15 protein-coding genes are annotated in these 18,038 nt (G+C 47.5%); all 15 read left to right on the top strand.

What is annotated here, in order from left to right; genetic code table 11:
• The first annotated feature begins 91 nt into the window (after nt 1-91).
• The 15 genes from B5G11_RS08885 to truB all read left to right on the top strand — a co-directional run bounded on the left by B5G11_RS08885 (nt 92) and on the right by truB (nt 18,031).
• Nucleotides 92-2,014 (top strand): DNA gyrase subunit B, encoded by a 1,923-nt coding sequence (locus B5G11_RS08885; protein WP_087252926.1) that lies wholly within the window; start codon nt 92-94, stop codon nt 2,012-2,014.
• A gap of 39 nt (nt 2,015-2,053) precedes the next feature.
• Complete coding sequence (locus B5G11_RS08880; RefSeq protein WP_087252925.1) at nt 2,054-4,303, top strand: DNA topoisomerase (ATP-hydrolyzing); 2,250 nt, start codon at nt 2,054-2,056, stop codon at nt 4,301-4,303.
• A 139-nt stretch (nt 4,304-4,442) separates the two neighbouring features.
• The gene (locus B5G11_RS08875; RefSeq protein ID WP_087167515.1) at nt 4,443-5,039 is read left to right on the top strand and encodes a YitT family protein; all 597 of its coding nucleotides are present in this window, start codon (nt 4,443-4,445) and stop codon (nt 5,037-5,039) included.
• Between the two features lie 226 nt (nt 5,040-5,265).
• Nucleotides 5,266-6,036 carry an ABC transporter ATP-binding protein gene (locus tag B5G11_RS08870; protein ID WP_087167340.1) on the top strand — a complete coding sequence of 257 codons (771 nt, stop codon included), beginning with the start codon at nt 5,266-5,268 and terminating at the stop codon, nt 6,034-6,036.
• Between the two features lie 3 nt (nt 6,037-6,039).
• The gene (locus B5G11_RS08865; RefSeq protein ID WP_087252922.1) at nt 6,040-8,697 is read left to right on the top strand and encodes an extracellular solute-binding protein; all 2,658 of its coding nucleotides are present in this window, start codon (nt 6,040-6,042) and stop codon (nt 8,695-8,697) included.
• Nucleotides 8,698-8,807: 110 nt separating this feature from the next.
• Nucleotides 8,808-9,902: a 2-aminoethylphosphonate--pyruvate transaminase gene (locus B5G11_RS08860; protein ID WP_087252920.1), complete on the top strand. Its 1,095-nt coding sequence runs from the start codon at nt 8,808-8,810 to the stop codon at nt 9,900-9,902.
• Nucleotide 9,903: 1 nt separating this feature from the next.
• The gene (phnX, locus tag B5G11_RS08855) at nt 9,904-10,671 is read left to right on the top strand and encodes a phosphonoacetaldehyde hydrolase (protein ID WP_087252918.1); all 768 of its coding nucleotides are present in this window, start codon (nt 9,904-9,906) and stop codon (nt 10,669-10,671) included.
• A 191-nt stretch (nt 10,672-10,862) separates the two neighbouring features.
• The gene (rimP, locus tag B5G11_RS08850; RefSeq protein ID WP_087252916.1) at nt 10,863-11,330 is read left to right on the top strand and encodes a ribosome maturation factor RimP; all 468 of its coding nucleotides are present in this window, start codon (nt 10,863-10,865) and stop codon (nt 11,328-11,330) included.
• A 22-nt stretch (nt 11,331-11,352) separates the two neighbouring features.
• On the top strand, nt 11,353-12,552 hold the full coding sequence (gene nusA / locus B5G11_RS08845; protein WP_087252914.1) for a transcription termination factor NusA: 1,200 nt from the start codon (nt 11,353-11,355) through the stop codon (nt 12,550-12,552).
• Nucleotides 12,545-12,817 (top strand): YlxR family protein, encoded by a 273-nt coding sequence (locus tag B5G11_RS08840; RefSeq protein WP_191426935.1) that lies wholly within the window; start codon nt 12,545-12,547, stop codon nt 12,815-12,817. Before nusA ends, B5G11_RS08840 begins: the two co-directional genes overlap by 8 nt.
• Nucleotides 12,804-13,118 carry a ribosomal L7Ae/L30e/S12e/Gadd45 family protein gene (locus B5G11_RS08835; protein ID WP_087167334.1) on the top strand — a complete coding sequence of 105 codons (315 nt, stop codon included), beginning with the start codon at nt 12,804-12,806 and terminating at the stop codon, nt 13,116-13,118. The genes B5G11_RS08840 and B5G11_RS08835 overlap by 14 nt, the downstream gene beginning before the upstream one ends.
• Nucleotides 13,119-13,141: 23 nt before the next feature.
• Nucleotides 13,142-15,784, top strand: coding sequence for a translation initiation factor IF-2 (gene infB, locus B5G11_RS08830; protein ID WP_087252911.1), 2,643 nt, complete (start codon nt 13,142-13,144; stop codon nt 15,782-15,784).
• A gap of 9 nt (nt 15,785-15,793) precedes the next feature.
• Nucleotides 15,794-16,165: a 30S ribosome-binding factor RbfA gene (gene rbfA, locus B5G11_RS08825; protein WP_087252909.1), complete on the top strand. Its 372-nt coding sequence runs from the start codon at nt 15,794-15,796 to the stop codon at nt 16,163-16,165.
• A gap of 1 nt (nt 16,166) precedes the next feature.
• Nucleotides 16,167-17,126 (top strand): bifunctional oligoribonuclease/PAP phosphatase NrnA, encoded by a 960-nt coding sequence (locus B5G11_RS08820; protein ID WP_087252906.1) that lies wholly within the window; start codon nt 16,167-16,169, stop codon nt 17,124-17,126.
• Nucleotides 17,123-18,031, top strand: a complete 909-nt coding sequence (truB, locus tag B5G11_RS08815) for a tRNA pseudouridine(55) synthase TruB (RefSeq protein ID WP_087252903.1) — start codon at nt 17,123-17,125, stop codon at nt 18,029-18,031. Before B5G11_RS08820 ends, truB begins: the two co-directional genes overlap by 4 nt.
• The last annotated feature ends 7 nt before the right edge of the window (nt 18,032-18,038 follow it).

Raw genomic sequence — 18,038 nt, 5'->3', positions numbered from 1 at the left:
CTTGAATCGTATGTTCGATTGTGGTAAACTGTTGAAAGTAATGGATTTTTTGAAAGATACGAATAATCAGAAGGAAGAAAGGAAGAATACGATGGCGAAACATACGACATACGATGCGGACAGTATCGCGGTACTGGAAGGTCTGGAGGCAGTCCGGAAGCGTCCCGGCATGTATATCGGAAGTGTAGGTACAAAGGGGCTGAATCATCTGGTATACGAGATCGTGGACAATTCCGTGGATGAACATCTGGCCGGATTTTGCATGAATATAGAAGTGACGCTGGAAAAAGACGGCTCCGCGACAGTCTCCGATGACGGGCGCGGCGTGCCGGTTGGAATGCATCAAAAAGGCGTATCGGCGGCGCGTATTGTCTATACAACACTGCACGCAGGGGGAAAGTTTGACGATTCTGTCTACAAGACAAGCGGCGGGCTCCACGGTGTGGGCTCTTCCGTAGTCAATGCCCTTTCCGAATATATGGATGTGAAGATCAGCCGTGACGGGGCCATTCACCATGACCGATATGAGCGGGGAATTCCGGTGGTGGAACTGGAAAACGGGCTCCTTCCGGTGATCGGAAAGACGAAAAAGACAGGGACGACCATTAATTTTCTCCCGGACGGCGAGATTTTTGAAAAGACAAGATTCCGGGAGGAGGAGATCAAGAGCAGGCTTCACGAGACTGCATATCTGAATCCGGAACTGACGATTCATTTTACAGATAAGAGAAAAGAGCCGGAAGAGCAGATTACCTACCATGAGCCGGACGGACTGATCGGGTTTATCAAGGATCTGAATTCCAAGAGCGAGCCGGTTCACGACCCGGTCTACTTCAAAGGGGAGGCCGAGGGCATCGAGGTGGAGGCGGTTTTTCAGTATGTCAATGAGTTTCATGAGAACATTCTTGGATTCTGCAACAATATCTATAATGCAGAAGGAGGAACTCATCTGACAGGCTTTAAGTCCACCTTTACGACAGTGATGAACCAGTACGCAAGGGAGCTTGGAATTCTGAAGGACAAGGATGCCAACTTTACCGGTGCGGACATCCGGAACGGGATGACGGCGATTGTCTCTGTCAAGCACCCGGATCCTAGATTTGAGGGGCAGACAAAGACGAAACTGGACAACCAGGATGCAGCCAAGGCCACAAGCAAGGTGACAAACGATGAAATCGTGCGTTACTTTGACCGGAATCTGGATGTCTTAAAGAAAGTGCTGTCCTGTGCGGAGAAGGCGGCAAAGATCCGGAAAACGGAGGAAAAGGCAAAGACAAACCTGCTGACAAAGCAGAAGTATTCTTTTGACAGCAACGGAAAACTCGCAAACTGCGAATGCAGGGATCCGAAAAAATGTGAGATCTTTATCGTGGAGGGAGACTCCGCAGGCGGTTCTGCCAAGACGGCGAGAGACCGGATGTACCAGGCGATCCTTCCGATCCGCGGAAAGATTTTAAATGTAGAGAAGGCAAGTATCGATAAAGTGCTGGCAAACTCGGAGATCAAGACAATGATCAATGCCTTTGGCTGCGGATTTTCCGAAGGATACGGAAATGATTTTGATATCAGCAAACTGCGGTACGATAAGATTATCATCATGGCCGATGCGGACGTGGACGGAGCGCATATTTCCACGCTGCTCCTGACCTTGTTTTACCGCTTTATGCCGGAGCTTATTTTTGAGGGACATGTCTATATTGCCATGCCGCCTCTTTATAAGGCCATGCCAAAAAGCGGCAAGGAGGAATACCTCTACGATGACCGGGCTCTGGAAGAGTACCGGAAGAAGCACAAAGGGCCGTTCACGCTCCAGAGATACAAAGGTCTGGGAGAGATGGATGCCCAGCAGCTCTGGGAGACGACACTGGATCCGAAGACCCGGATTTTAAAACAGGTGGAGATCGAAGACGCCCGGATGGCTTCCAGCGTGACAGAGATGCTGATGGGTACCGAAGTACCGCCGAGACGGACGTTTATCTACGAGAATGCCAGAGAGGCAGAGCTGGATATTTAGCAGGAAACGGACAGTTACCATTAGAAATGAGGAAGATACATGAGTCAGAATGAAAGTGAACAGATCATCCGGACCGAATATTCGGATGTCATGAAAAAATCATATATTGATTATGCGATGAGCGTCATCGTTTCCCGTGCCCTGCCGGACGTCAGGGACGGCCTGAAGCCGGTCCAGAGACGTACCCTTTATGATATGTACGAACTGGGAATCCGGTATGACAGACCGTACAGAAAGTGCGCGCGTATTGTCGGGGACACGATGGGTAAATACCATCCTCACGGCGACAGTTCCATTTATGAGGCTCTTGTCGTGATGGCACAGGATTTCAAAAAGGGCATGGTGATGGTGGACGGCCACGGAAACTTCGGTTCCATCGAAGGGGACGGGGCTGCGGCCATGCGTTACACCGAGGCAAGACTTGCGAAGGTGACCCAGGAAGCGTTTCTTGCGGATCTGGACAAGGACATTGTCAACTTCGTTCCGAACTTTGACGAGACGGAAAAAGAGCCGGAAGTTCTTCCGGTCCGTTTCCCGAATCTTCTTGTCAATGGAGCGGAAGGAATCGCAGTCGGTATGGCGACAAGCATCCCGACCCACAATCTGGGGGAAGTCATCGACGCGGTAAAAGCATACATGAAGAACAATGCCATCAGCACCAGGCAGCTGATGAAATATCTGAAAGGCCCGGATTTCCCGACGGGCGGCATCGTGGTCAATCAGGACGACCTGCTGCAGATCTACGAGACCGGAAGCGGGAAGATCAAGCTGCGTGGAAAAGTGGAGATTGAAGACTTAAAAGGCGGGAAAAAGCGTCTTGTCATCACGGAGATTCCATACACCATGATCGGAAGCGGAATCGGTAAATTTTTAAATGATGTCTGCGCCCTTGTGGAGACGAAGAAGACATCGGACATTGTGGATATTTCCAACCAGTCCTCCAAAGAGGGAATCCGTATCGTCATTGACCTGAAAAAGGATGCCGATGTGGAAAATCTGACGAACATGCTTTACAAGAAGACGAAACTGGAGGATACGTTCGGCGTCAACATGCTGGCGGTGGCGGACGGAAAGCCGGAGACGATGGGGCTGAAAAAGATCATTGAATATCATGTGGATTTTCAGTTCGAGATTACTACAAGGAAATACCGGACACTGCTTGCAAAAGAGCAGGAAAAACGTGAGGTACAGGAAGGTCTCATCAAGGCCTGTGATGTGATTGACCTGATTATCGAGATCCTGCGGGGAAGCTGTTCGGTCAAGGACGCCAGGGCCTGTTTGATGTACGGAATCACCGATGAGATTACATTTAAAAGCAAAACTTCAGAGAAGATGGCAAAGCTTCTTTCCTTTACAGAGCGGCAGGCAACGGCCATTCTGGAGATGCGTCTCTACCGGCTGATCGGTCTGGAGATCGAAGCGCTTCAGAAAGAGCATGAAGAAACAATCCGTAAGATCGAGCGTTATGAGAAGATCTTAAATGACTACGATGAAATGTCGGCTGTCATCATTGACGATCTGAATAAGCTGAAGAAAGAATATGCGGTGAAGCGCCGCACCCTCCTTGAAAATGCAGAGGAAGCAGTTTACGAGGAGAAAAAGATCGAGGAGCAGGAAGTGATCTGTCTGGTGGACCGTTTCGGATATGCAAGGACGGTGGATCCGTCTGTTTACGAGCGGAACCAGGAGGCGGCGGACGCAGAAAGCCGCTATATCATCCGCTGCATGAATACCGGAAAGCTCTGTCTGTTTACTGCTGAAGGACGGATGCACCAGATCAAGGTACTGGATATCCCGCATGGCAAATTCCGGGACAAGGGACTTCCGGTGGACAATATCAGTAATTTTGACAGCACGGAAGAACATATCGTTACGTTGATGAACGAGTCGGATCTGGAGGGAGAATTCCTTCTGTTTGCCACAAAAGACGGACTTGTCAAACGGGTGGCAGGATCGGAATTCCTTGTTTCCAAGCGGACAACCGCGGCGACCAAGCTTCAGGAAGGTGATGAAGTACGAGCTGTGCTTCCGATGAACGGGCAGGATTTTGCCGTACTTCAGACAGAAAACGGCTACTTCCTCAAATTCCCGGCGGAAGATGTATCCGAGAAGAAAAAGGGAGCCCTCGGAATCCGGGGAATCAGGCTTCAGAAGAAGGACGCTGTGGAAAGCGCCTATGTTTTTGCAGAAGGAACTGAGACCAAAGCAGTATATAAGGAAAAAGAAATTTCGCTGAACCGTCTGAAAACAGGAAAGCGTGATACGTCGGGCGTAAAGCAGAGAGCATAAAAAAGACCTCCTTTTTGTGAAAATGTCTTGACTCTGGGATAGTACCAGAGTTTAAGATAAACATAAAGGAGGTTTTATGATGTTGAAGAATAAGATGAGATGAACAGTACAAAGACTGGTTGAGGGAATTACGGTGCCGATGTTGTTATGGATTGCCGTGGGAGCGGCAATCTGTACCTTCGGTATCCACAATATTCATTCACAGACCGGGATTACTGAAGGAGGTGTCATTGGCATGACACTGTTTGCAAACAAATGGTTTCATATTCCAAAAGGACTTGTAACCCCGATCCTTGATCTGAGCTGCTACCTTCTGGCATTCCGGTTTCTTGGAGGAAAGTTTATCAGGATTTCCGTGATTTCCACCTTATTTGTGTCTCTGTTTTATGATCTGTGGGAACAGTTTCCCTACATGCTGCCGGACCTGTCGGATTATCCGCTTGCGGCGGCACTTCTGGGAGGTGTTTTTGTAGGAATCGGTGTCGGCCTGATTGTACGTCAGGGCGGATCAAGCGGCGGAGACGATGCACTTGCCCTTTCCATTTCCAGAGGAACCGGGTGGAGGCTTTCCAGAGCCTATCTTTTTACGGATCTGGTAGTACTGGGACTTTCCCTTTCTTATATTCCGGTCATCCGGATTGCGTTTTCCGTGGTGACAGTGATGCTTTCATCACTTTTAATTGACTTTGTACAGAATTTTAGAAGACAGCCCGAACCTGAGACGGCGGGCGAATAAAACCACTCCAATAAACATTGGGGACGTGTTCCGGTGAAAAGGAACCCGTCCCCAATGTTTTTTTTGTTAAATGAATTTTACATTTCCTGAAAAGACAGTAACGTGATTTTTGCAAAAGCTTTACGCAGGCCGGATGGAACAAAAAAACGTAAAGAGTTATAGTGCTATAGGATGAAAAAAACGATGAAATGTAGAAAATCTGGATAAAAGAAAGGGGCATTTGTACATGCTGGAATTAAAGCATATCAAAAAATCATTTGACGGAGTGAATGTTTTAAAAAACATCAATCTGCAGATCGAGGATGGCGAGATTGTATCGATTCTCGGACCGTCCGGATGCGGGAAAACAACACTTTTAAATATCATCCTCGGACTGACACAGGCAGATGCCGGTGAACTGATTTTTCAGGGTGAAGATATTTTAAATGTACCAATGGAAGAGAGAGGATTCAATATTGTATTCCAGGATTATGCGCTCTTCCCGAATCTGAATGTGAAACAGAATGTTACATACGGCCTTCGCAATAACAAAAACATTGTAACGGTGGAGGAAGTCAATGGACTGATCAATCTTCTGGGACTGAAGGACCATCTGGATAAGAAGATCGAACAGCTTTCCGGCGGGCAAAAACAGAGAGTGGCTCTTGCGAGAACCATGGTAATGAAGCCGAAGATCCTGCTTCTTGACGAGCCGTTGAGTGCTTTGGATGGCGTGATCAAAGAATCCATCAAAGACAAGATCAAGGAGATTGCAAGAGAATATCATCTGACAACCATTATAGTCACACATGATCCGGAGGAAGCGCTCACCCTTTCCGACAAGGTTGTCATCATGAATCAGGGAACGATCGCCCAGTACGGAAGACCGGAAGATATTATCAATACACCGGAAGAAGATTTCGTAAAGAACTTCATTTTAAGACAGCTCGAAATCAAGAGAAACAACATCATGATGCTGTTCAGTGAATCAGAAGCAAAGAGATTTCAGGTGGTGTAAAAGATGAAGAAGATAAAAGAAAAAGAAATCAAAGGAATTTACGGGAGTGCGCTTCTTCTGTTTTTGATCTTTCTGTTTGTCCCGGTTATCGTACTGTTTCAACAGTCTCTTGCAGGTGAGTCAGGACTTTCCCTGGCACACTACAGTGAAATGCTGACACAGAGAGGATTCGGCCTGGCTGTACGGCACAGCCTGGAAGTTTCCATCGTCAGCGCGGTGGTGGCAACACTCCTTGCGTTTTTACTTGCGTACACCGTACATTATACAAATGCACCTGGAAAATATAAGAAATTTATCCGTCTGGCAGCACAGCTTCCAATGCTTCTGCCGACTATTACATACGGATTTGCCATTATCTATTCCTTCGGAAAACAGGGACTTCTGACAAGGCTCTTTGGAAGACAGCTGTTTGATATCTACGGATTTAACGGACTTGTGATCGGATATGTGATCTACACCCTTCCGGTATCCTTTATGCTTCTGTCCAATACGATGGAATATATCGACAAGAAATTTACGGTTGTCTCCAGAATCATGGGAGACTCCCCGCTGAAAACATTCCAGCAGACGATCATCCGTCCGCTGCTTGGAACCTTTGCAACATCCTTTGTACAGTGCTTTTTCCTCTGCTTTACCGATTACGGTATTCCGGAATCCGTGGGAGGAGAGTACGAAGTTGTTGCAACCGTACTTTACAATGAGATGCTTGGAAGTATCCCGAATTTCAACAACGGAGCGGTAGTAGCCGTGATCATGCTGATTCCTTCGATTGTCAGCATCCTGCTTCTGAAATTCCTGGAACGATACAACATCCGGTATACGAAGATCTCCGCAATCGAATTAAAGAAAAACAAGACAAGAGATATCCTCTGCTCGGTCGGATCGGCTGTGATCCTGATCTGTGTATTTGCAGTCTTTGCTGTGATCTTCATCATGCCGTTTATTCAGGAATGGCCTTATCAGGCAGTGTTTACACTGGATCACTTCCGCGATGTATTCAACGACAATACATTGACGGCAGTATATAAAAACTCATTGTTTGTAGCATTTATGACGGCGATTTTCGGAACCCTGCTTGCTTACGGATGTGCGCTTGCTTCCACGCGGAGCAGCCTGAGAGGATCCGCAAAGCAGGTGGTAGAAAGCACAGCCCTGATCACCAACACCATTCCCGGAATGGTTATCGGTATTGCATATATGCTTGTGTTCTCAGGAACATCGCTTCAGAACACTTTTTTACTGATCATCATCTGTAACATGATCCATTATTTTTCTACACCGTACCTGATGATCAAGAACGCGCTTCTGAAGCTGAACACCTCCTGGGAGGCGACAGCGAAACTGCTTGGCGACTCCTGGGGGAAAACCCTCATAAGAATTATCACACCGAATATGTCATCTACACTTCTGGAAGTGTTCGGATACTATTTTGTGAACGCAATGGTAACCGTCAGCGCGGTGATTTTCATCGCGGGAGCGAGAACCATGGTCATTACGACAAAGATCAAGGAATTACAGTACTTTATGAAATTCAATGAAATTTTCGTACTGTCCATCCTGATCCTTTTGACCAATCTTTGCATAAAGGGAGTATTAGTCCTCCTTTCAGATAGAAAAAAATCTGAATTTAAAGTGAAAAAGGAGAAAAAAATTATGAAGATGAAAAGTGTGACAGCAATGTTTATGGCATGTCTGATGGCCGGCTCCGTAATGCTTGGCGGATGTTCCGGATCAGATGCGGCTTCAGGATCTTCAGAGGATCAGATCATTATCTATTCCAACGCTGATGAAGAGGCGGTAGATGCCATGAAAAAAACACTGGATGATAATGGATATGAAGGCGAATATGTATTCCAGACATTCGGAACATCCGAACTGGGAGGAAAGCTGATCGCGGAAGGAAAGAATCTGGAAGCAGACATGGTGACAATGAGTTCTTTCTACCTGGACAGTGCTCAGGAGCAGAACAGCATGTTTAAAGATCTGACATTTGACTATACAACACTCAGTGAAAATGACAGTTCTGATTTCTACGCACCGATTACAAAACAGGAAGGCGCGATCATTGTCAATACAGAACTCTTAAAGGAAAACAATCTGGACACACCGACCTGCATCAAGGATCTGGCAGATCCGCAGTACAAGGACATGATTTCCGTGACAGATATTAAGAGCTCTTCTACGGCATGGCTTCTGATTCAGGCACTTGTAAGCGAATACGGTGAGGAGGAAGCACAGAATATTCTGTCGGATATTTACGCAAATGCAGGCGACAACATCGAAGATTCCGGTTCCGCACCGCTTAAAAAAGTACGTGCCGGAGAAGTGGCAGTCGGATTTGGTCTGAGACATCAGGCGGTAGCAGATAAAGAAGAAGGACTTCCGATTGACTATGTCGACCCGACGGAAGGAAACTTCTCTCTGACAGAGTCTGTAGCTGTTCTCGACAAAGACAACGGAGACAAAGCAGACAAGGCAATGGAGATGGCGCAGTGCATCATTGAAAAAGGAAGAGAAGAACTTCAGAAAACATACCCGCTTGCTGTATATGAAGGAGAGACAGATTCCGACAACAAATCTGCTTATCCAAAGGTATTCCCGGAAAAACTGACAGTAGACTTACTGGAAAAACATCAGGAAATCTCAGAAGCAGCAAAATAAGACATGATCAATTAAGACAAATGCAGACTGCCGGAAAATAAGGCCGGCGGTCTGTCAATGCGTCCGAGCGGATGCGAAAATACAGGAAAAAGGGAAGGAAAACGAAAATCATGAAGAACTACAAATTACTCACACCAGGACCGCTCACCACAACGGATACTGTAAAAAAGGAGATGCTGTTTGACCATTGCACATGGGATGACGACTACAAACAGATTACACAGGAGATCAGAAAAGAACTGTTAAAACTGGCTCATGTTTCCGAGGAGGACTACACCGTTGTCCTGATGCAGGGAAGCGGAACATTCGGCGTGGAGTCTGTACTGACCAGCGTCATTGGAGAAGATGAAAAACTTCTGATCGCAGCAAACGGTGCTTACGGCAAACGTATGGCGTCAATTGCGGAACATGCAAAAATTGACTACGTTCTTTATGAAGAAGATTTTGATAAAGTACCGGATGCAGGAAAGATCGCGGCATATCTGGATGAGGATGCAAAGATTACACATGTTGCCATGGTACACAGCGAGACAACATCCGGAATCTTAAATGACATTGCATCCGTTGCAAAAGTAGTAAAAGAAAGAGGAAAGACATTCATCGTGGATGCTATGTCCAGTTTTGGCGGCGTGGATATTCAGGTGGGTGAGCTTGGCATTGACTTCATCATCAGCAGCGCCAACAAATGTATTCAGGGAGTTCCGGGCTTCTCCTTTATTATCTGCAGAAGAGACAAACTGATGGAGAGCAAAGGAAAAGCAAGAAGCCTTTCTCTTGATCTTTACGATCAGTGGGAAACCATGGAGAAGGATGGAAAGTGGAGATTTACATCACCGACCCATGTGGTACTTGCATTCAGACAGGCGCTTCGCGAACTGGAGGAAGAAGGCGGCATTGAAAAGAGACAGGAACGCTACGAGAAGAACAATCAGATTCTCATTGAAAATCTGGCAGAGCTTGGCATCAGGCCATATGTAGGAGCAGATGTTCAGGGACCGATCATTACAACCTTCTACTATCCGGAACACCACAACTTCTCCTTCCAGGATATGTACCAGTACATCAAAGAAAGAGGATACGCGATTTATCCGGGAAAAGTAACGGATGCAGATACATTCCGTATCGGAAACATCGGAGAGATCTATCCGGAAGATATGGTAAAGGTGACAGCAATCATTTCAGAATTTTTAAAGGAGAGAAACTAAGATGAAATACGAAGCAGTGATTTTTGACTGGGCAGGAACGACGGTGGATTACGGATGCTTTGCACCGGTACAGGCATTCCTCGATTCCTTCCATGAATACGGAATTGACCCGACCATGGAGGAGGTCAGAGGACCGATGGGAATGCTTAAAATCGACCATATCCGGACCATGCTTCAGGGAGAACGCATCAGCGGACTGTGGAAAGAAAAATATGGAAGAGACTGGACCGAGGAAGATGTCCATGCGGTTTACGAGCTCAGCGAGAAGAAACTTCTGGAAAACCTTCCGAACTTCGCAGATCCGAAACCGTACGTGATCGAAACGGTGAAAGAACTCCGCGAGATGGGACTGAAGATAGGATCCACAACCGGATATACCGATGACATGATGGCCATCGTTGCTCCGAAGGCAAAAGAACTTGGATACGAGCCGGACTGCTGGTTCAGCCCGAACGCGGTGGAAAACCACGGACGTCCGTACCCGTACATGATCTTCAAGAACATGGAAGCACTTGGACTTTCCGATGTGAGAAAGGTTATCAAAGTCGGAGATACGGTATCCGATATCAAAGAAGGAAAGAACGCAGGAATGGAAGCAGTCGGAATCCTGGAAGGAAGTTCTGTTCTCGGACTCTCCAAAGAGGAATTTGACGCCCTTTCCGAAGAAGAAAAGAAAGCACAGTACGAAAGAGCGGAGAAAATTTACAAGGATGCGGGAGCAGACTATGTGATTCTCGACATCAGAGGCATTCTCGATATCGTAAAATAGGAGAAAACCGCTAAAATCGGCAAAAAACCTTGATTTTGTCAAAAAAACGTGCTATAGTGCATATAGTTACATAAGAAATCGGCAGAAGAGTGGACGTCATGTTCACTCTTCTTTAATTCTGCGGGTTGTCCCCGTACAAAGGACGGTTTTTTATGACAGGCATGAAAATCTGAAAGAGAAAGGATGTTAGGATGTCAAAAAGAGAAAGCTACGAACAAAGAACAGAGGAATTGCTGATTCCGATCCTTATGAAGTATGAGTTTGAACTGGTTGACGTAGAATATGTGAAAGAGGCTGGCACCTGGTATTTAAGGGCCTATATCGACAAGCCGGGCGGAATTGCCATCAACGACTGCGAGGTCGTAAGCAGAGAGCTCTCTGATCTTCTGGATAAAAAGGATTTTATCGACGACAGCTATATCCTGGAAGTGAGTTCGCCGGGGCTTGGAAGACCGTTAAAGAAAGACAGGGACTTTGCAAGAAGCATCGGGGAAGAAGTGGAGATCCGGACATACCGGATGATTGACAAGCAGAAAGAGTTTACCGGAGTGTTAGAGGAATATGACAGTGATTCTGTGACGATTTCTTATGAAGATGGAACAAAACAGAAGTTTGACAGGAAAGAGATTGCATTGATCAGGCTGGCATTTGATTTTTAGTGTTTAGGAGGAAAAGAAAGCAATGAGTACAGAATTAATGGAAGCGCTTACCATACTGGAACAGGAGAAGGACATCAGCAAGGAGACCATGCTGGACGCAATTGAAAATTCCCTGATGAACGCCTGCAAAAACCATTTCAAAAAAGCGGATAATATTAAGGTCGTGATGAACCGTGAGACCTGCGATTTCGCGGTTTACGCTGAGAAGACCGTAGTGGAGGAAGTGGAAGATCCGGAGGAGGAGATCAGTCTTGTAAATGCGAAGATGATGGACTCCAAATATGAACTTGGCGATATTGTACAGGTACCGATCGATTCCAAATCCTTTGGACGGATTGCGACACAGAACGCGAAGAACCTGATCCTCCAGAAGATCCGGGAAGAAGAACGCAAGGTCGTTTATGATCAGTACTTTGAGAAGGAAAAAGACATTGTGACAGGAATCGTGCAGCGTTATGTGGGACGCAACATCAGCATTGATCTTGGAAAGGCAGACGCCATGCTGACAGAAAACGAGCAGGTCAAAGGGGAAGTATTCAAACCGACAGAGCGTATCAAACTTTACGTGGTAGAAGTAAAGAATACGACAAAAGGACCGAAAATTCTCGTATCCCGTACCCATCCGGAGCTTGTAAAACGTCTCTTTGAGTCCGAGGTGACTGAGGTGAAAGACGGTATTGTTGAGATCAAGAGCATTGCAAGAGAAGCAGGATCCCGTACAAAGATTGCCGTATGGTCCAATGATCCGGATGTGGATCCGGTAGGAGCATGTGTCGGAATGAACGGACAGAGAGTCAACGCCATCGTGAACGAATTGCGCGGCGAGAAGATCGATATCATCAACTGGAGCGACAATCCGGCCATTCTCATCGAAAATGCGCTGAGTCCGGCGAAGGTTATTTCGGTTGCGGCAGATCCGGAAGAGAAGACAGCAAGCGTCATCGTGCCGGATTACCAGCTTTCTCTTGCCATCGGTAAAGAAGGACAGAATGCAAGACTGGCCGCAAGACTGACCGGATACAAGATCGACATCAAGAGTGAGACTCAGGCAATCGAATCCGGAGAACTTCCGGCAAACTACATGGATATGCCGATGGAAGAAGGTGTATTCGAGTCGGACATTTATGAAGATGACGTTTATGAGGACGACGTCTATGAGGATGACGCATACGAAGACGGCATTGATGAAGAAGAAAGTTACGGGGATGAAAGTGATGAATAAAAAGATCCCAATGCGCAAATGTGTCGGGTGCGGGGAGATGAAAAACAAAAAGGAGATGCTCCGCGTCATCCACACGAAGGAAGGGGAATTCCTTCTGGACACAACAGGAAGAAAAAACGGAAGAGGAGCCTACCTCTGCTTTTCCAGAGATTGTTTTCTAAAAGCAGTAAAGAACAAAGGGCTGGAACGCTCTTTTAAGCAGGCGATTCCAAACGAAGTGTATGAACAGCTGGAAAAGGAGATGGAGCAGATTGAAACTGAATAAAGGTCTGTCACTTTTAAGTCTGGCTACCAGGGCGGGAAAGACAAAAAGCGGAAACTTTCAGACAGAGCAGGCGGTCAAGTCAGGGACGGCTTATCTTGTGATTATCGCCGCGGATGCCTCTGAGAATACAAAAAAGAAATTCCGTAACATGTGCAGCTTTTACGACGTTCCGATTCTGTTTTATGCAGATCAGGACACCCTGGGTCATGCAATGGGAAAAGAATTCCGCACAAGTGCTGCGGTGACAGATGCGGGATTTGCGGACGAGATTAAGAAACAGCTGACAGTGGAAGAAGAATAAAATTGCATATAGGAGGTAGTTGGATGTCAAAAGTGCGAGTACATGAATTAGCAAAAGAGATAGATAAAACGAGCAAGGAAATTATGGATTATCTGAAAGGGAACGGAGCGGACCTGAAAAGCCACATGAGTTTTCTGACAGAGCAGCAGGTGGAGGATGTGAAGAAGAAATTCGGAAGCGCCGGACACAATGCAGAAGCTCCGAAAAAGAAAACTATTGTTCAGGTTTTCCGGCCTCAGAACACACAGGGAGGACAAAGACGCCAGAACGCAAGAGGTGCCCAGAGACCGGGCGGACAGCAGGCGTCAGGAAGAACAGGAATGGATAAGGAAAAGAGAGAAGGATACGTATCTGCCCAGGAGAGAGGGCGCGACAATAACCGTCCGGCAAGAGACGGAAACAAAGACCGTCAGGGAAGAGATTTTCGCGACAGAGACCGTCAGGGTCAGGGAAGAGACGGCAATAAAGACCGCCAGGGAGGAAAAGACTTCCGTGACGGAAGAGACCGCGACAGAGACCGTCAGGGCAGAGGATCAAGAGATAATAAAGACAGAGACCGCCAGGGCAGGGATTTCCGCGATAAAGACCGTCAGGGAGGAAGAGATTTCCGCGACGGAAGAGACCGCGACAGAGACCGCCAGGGCAGAGATTCCCGCGACGGAAGAGATCGTGACAGAGACCGTCAGGGCAGAGGATCAAGAGACGGAAGAAACAACGGACCGTCTATCCCGGCACCGATGGTAGCCGAGCAGAAGCCGCAGAGAAGAAACCAGAAGGATAATTATAAGAAGAAAGACTATGACCGCGATGATGAACGGGAAGGCAGGTTTGGCCAGAAGCAGGGCAAAGGCAGGAAGAACCAGCAGCCTGTAATGGAGAAACCGCAGCCGAAGCAGGAGAAGAAGGAAGAGCAGATCAAGCAGATCACAATTCCGAAGATGCTCACCATCAAGGAGCTGGCAGACGCGATGAAGATCCAGCCGTCCGCTATTGTCAAGAAACTGTTCCTTCAGGGCAAAATCGTGACAGTCAACCAGGAGATCGACTTTGATACTGCAGAGGAGATCGCAATGGAGTTTGACGTGCTTTGCGAGCAGGAAGAAGAAATCGATGTAATCGAAGAGCTCTTAAAAGAGGAAGAAGAGGACGAAAAGAAGATGAAAAAACGTCCACCGGTTGTCTGCGTTATGGGACACGTTGACCATGGTAAGACTTCCCTCCTCGATGCAATCCGTCACACGAATGTAACAGACAGAGAGGCCGGCGGAATCACACAGCATATCGGAGCATCTGTTGTCAACATCAACGGAGAGAGCATCACATTCCTTGACACACCGGGTCATGAGGCATTTACGGCAATGCGTCTTAGAGGTGCATGTTCCACAGATATTGCAGTACTTGTCGTTGCAGCAGACGATGGTGTCATGCCGCAGACGGTGGAGGCGATCAACCATGCCAAGGCGGCGGGCGTTGAGATTGTTGTCGCGATCAACAAGATCGACAAGCCAAGCGCGAATATCGAACGTGTAAAACAGGAGCTGACAGAGTATGAGCTCATCCCGGAAGACTGGGGTGGAAGCACGATTTTCGTTCCGGTATCCGCGCATACAAAAGAAGGTATTCCGGAGCTTCTTGAGATGATCCTTCTGACAGCGGAAATGCTTGAGTTAAAAGCAAACCCGAACAGACGCGCAAGAGGTCTTGTGATCGAAGCGCAGCTTGATAAAGGAAAAGGACCGGTGGCTACTGTCCTTGTACAGAAAGGAACACTCCGTGTAGGTGACGCCATTGCAGCCGGATCTGCGTTTGGTAAAGTCAGAGCCATGATGGATGACAAGGGAAGACGTGTCAAAGAGGCCGGCCCATCCATGCCGGTTGAGATCCTTGGATTCAATGACGTCCCGAATGCGGGTGAAGTCTTCGTTGTAAGCAAGAACGAAAAAGAGGCAAGAAACTTTGCGGAAACCTTTATTTCCCAGAATCGTATGAAGATGCTGGAGGAGACAAAATCCAAGATGTCTCTGGATGATCTGTTCAACCAGATTAAAGAAGGAAACTTAAAAGAACTGGATATCGTAGTCAAAGCGGACGTACAGGGATCTGTAGAGGCGATGAAGCAGAGCCTTCTGAAGCTTTCCAACGACGAAGTTGTTGTAAAAGTGATCCACGGCGGAGTCGGAGCCATCAACGAATCCGACGTTATGCTTGCATCTGCGTCCAACGCGATCATCATCGGATTTAATGTTCGTCCGGATGCGGCAGCAAAAGAGACAGCAGAAAGAGAAAATGTTGACGTTCGTCTGTACCGTGTCATCTACAATGCCATCGAAGACGTGGAAGCTGCCATGAAGGGTATGCTCGATCCGATCTTCGAAGAACAGGTGCTTGGACACGCGGAAGTACGCCAGACATTCAAGGCTTCCGGAGTCGGAACCATTGCCGGTGCTTACGTTCTGGACGGTATCTTTGAACGTGACTGCTCCGCAAGAATTATCCGCGACGGAATTGTAGTATTTGAAGGAAAACTTGCTTCACTGAAGCGTTTCAAAGATGATGTCAAAGAAGTAAAAGCAGGATACGAATGTGGTTTCGTATTTGAAAAATACAATGACATCAAAGAAGGCGATCAGGTAGAAGCATTCAAGATGGTAGAAAAACCAAGATAGGATGAAAATATGAGAAAAAACAGTATCAAAAACACGAGGGTCAATACAGAAGTGATGCATGAACTGTCCAATATTCTGCGCGGGGGAATCAAAGATCCCCGCGTGGCAGAGTTCACCTCTGTCGTTGCGGTGGAAGTCGCACCGGATCTGAAGACCTGTAAAGCCTATATCAGTGTTCTTGGTGATGAAAAGGCACAGGCAGATACAATCAAAGGGCTTCAGAGCGCAGAAGGGTATATCAGAAGAGAGCTTGCACATTCTCTGAACCTTCGTAACACCCCGGAGATCCGCTTTATTCTGGATCAGTCGATCGAATACGGGGTGGCAATGTCAAAGAAGATCGACGATATCACGAAAGGCAGTAAGAAAGAGGAAGAGTAATATGCTGAAACTGGATGAGATACTGCAAGGAGTAAAGCGGGCCGGCATTGCAGGGCATGTACGGCCTGACGGGGACTGCACCGGTTCCTGCCTGGCGCTTTACCAGTATTTACGTATGTATTATCCGGAAGTCAGCACGGATGTGTATTTGGAAGAGATCCCGAATTCGTTCCATATGCTGACAGGGGCAGACGAGATCCGTCACGAGCTGCCGGAAGATACCGGATATGATGTGTTCTTCGCACTGGACTGCGGGGATACGAAAAGACTCGGATTTGCAGGTACACTGTTTGAACAGGCCAAAAAGACGGTCTGCATCGACCACCACGTGAGCAACCTGGCATTTGCGGATGTAAACCAGATCGTTCCGGACGCAAGCTCCACCTCTGAGCTGATCTATGATCTGCTGGAAAAAGAGAGGATCACAAAGGAGATTGCGGAAGCACTGTATCTGGGAATTGTACACGACACCGGAGTGTTTCAGTATTCCTGCACAAAGCCTTCGACCATGGAGGCAGCTGCGGAGCTTTTAAGAAAAGGAATCGACGGACCGAAAATCATAGAGAAAACATTTTATGAAAAGACCTACGCTCAGAATCAGGTGCTTGGAAAGGCGCTTCTGGAGAGTATCCGTCTGATGGACGGAAAAGTAATCTTTTCCTACATTACAAAGAAAAGCATGAACTTCTTTGGAGTGAAGGCAAAAGATCTGGAAGGCATTGTCAGCCAGCTGAGAGTGACAACCGGCGTGGAGGCTGCGATTTTCCTCTACGAACTGGAAAGCGGAGAATTTAAAGTCAGCCTCCGTTCCAAAGAGAAAGTGGATGTCAGCAAGGTTGCCCAGTACTTTGGCGGCGGCGGACATGTGCGGGCCGCAGGACTTACGTTCCGCGGAACCGTCCATGATGCAGTCAACAACATCGTCGGACAGGTTGCCCTTCAGCTGGAGGAAGAAGCATGATCCACGGAATTCTGAACGTAAGAAAAGAAAAGGGCTTTACTTCCCATGATGTGGTGGCAAAGCTTCGGGGAATGACAAGACAGAAAAAGATCGGACATACCGGGACGCTGGATCCGGATGCGGAAGGCGTCCTTCCGGTCTGCCTTGGAAAAGCAACCAGGCTCTGTGAAATGATGACGGACAAAGAAAAGGCATATGAAGCCGTGATGGTGCTTGGAAAAGAGACCGATACCCAGGATCTTTCCGGTACAGTTCTCGATACTTCCGCGACCGGCCATCTGACCGAAGAGGAAGTGCAGGAAGCCATCCTTTCTTTCGTAGGGATCTATGACCAGATCCCGCCGATGTACTCTGCGGTAAAGGTTGGCGGGAAAAAGCTCTATGAACTTGCAAGAGAAGGTAAGGAAATCGAACGGAAAGCCCGCCGGGTGGAAATCCGTTCCATCCGGATTCTTGAGATGCGGCTTCCGGAAGTCAGGTTTGAAGTAGTCTGCTCCAAAGGAACCTACATCCGCACCCTCTGTCATGATATCGGCAGAAAACTTGGATGCGGGGCATGTATGGGCGACCTGCTCAGAACAAAATCCGGAAACTTTACATTGGATCAAAGCCGGACTCTTTCTGAAATTCAGGAGTATCTGGATGGCGGCAGGATCGGGGAGATTCTTGTTCCGATCGATGCCATGTTTCCGGATGCGCCGAAAGTATCGGTGAAGCAGGGAAAGGAAAAGACCGTTTACAACGGGAATGCCCTGTCGCCGGATCAGATCGAGGACCACATCCCGGAAAAGGACGGGGAGACCATCCGGGTCTACGGTCCGGACGGAAGATTCCTCGCACTCTACCGCTATGCCGGGAGAGAAAAGAAATATCAGGTGGAAAAAATGTTTTACAGTCCGGAATAAGAGGAAA

Origin of the sequence: Drancourtella sp. An57 (assembly GCF_002161525.1) — a bacterium.
GTDB classification, from domain to species: Bacteria; Bacillota; Clostridia; order Lachnospirales; family Lachnospiraceae; genus Sellimonas; species Sellimonas catena.
This window is presented reverse-complemented; position numbering and strand designations above follow the sequence as displayed.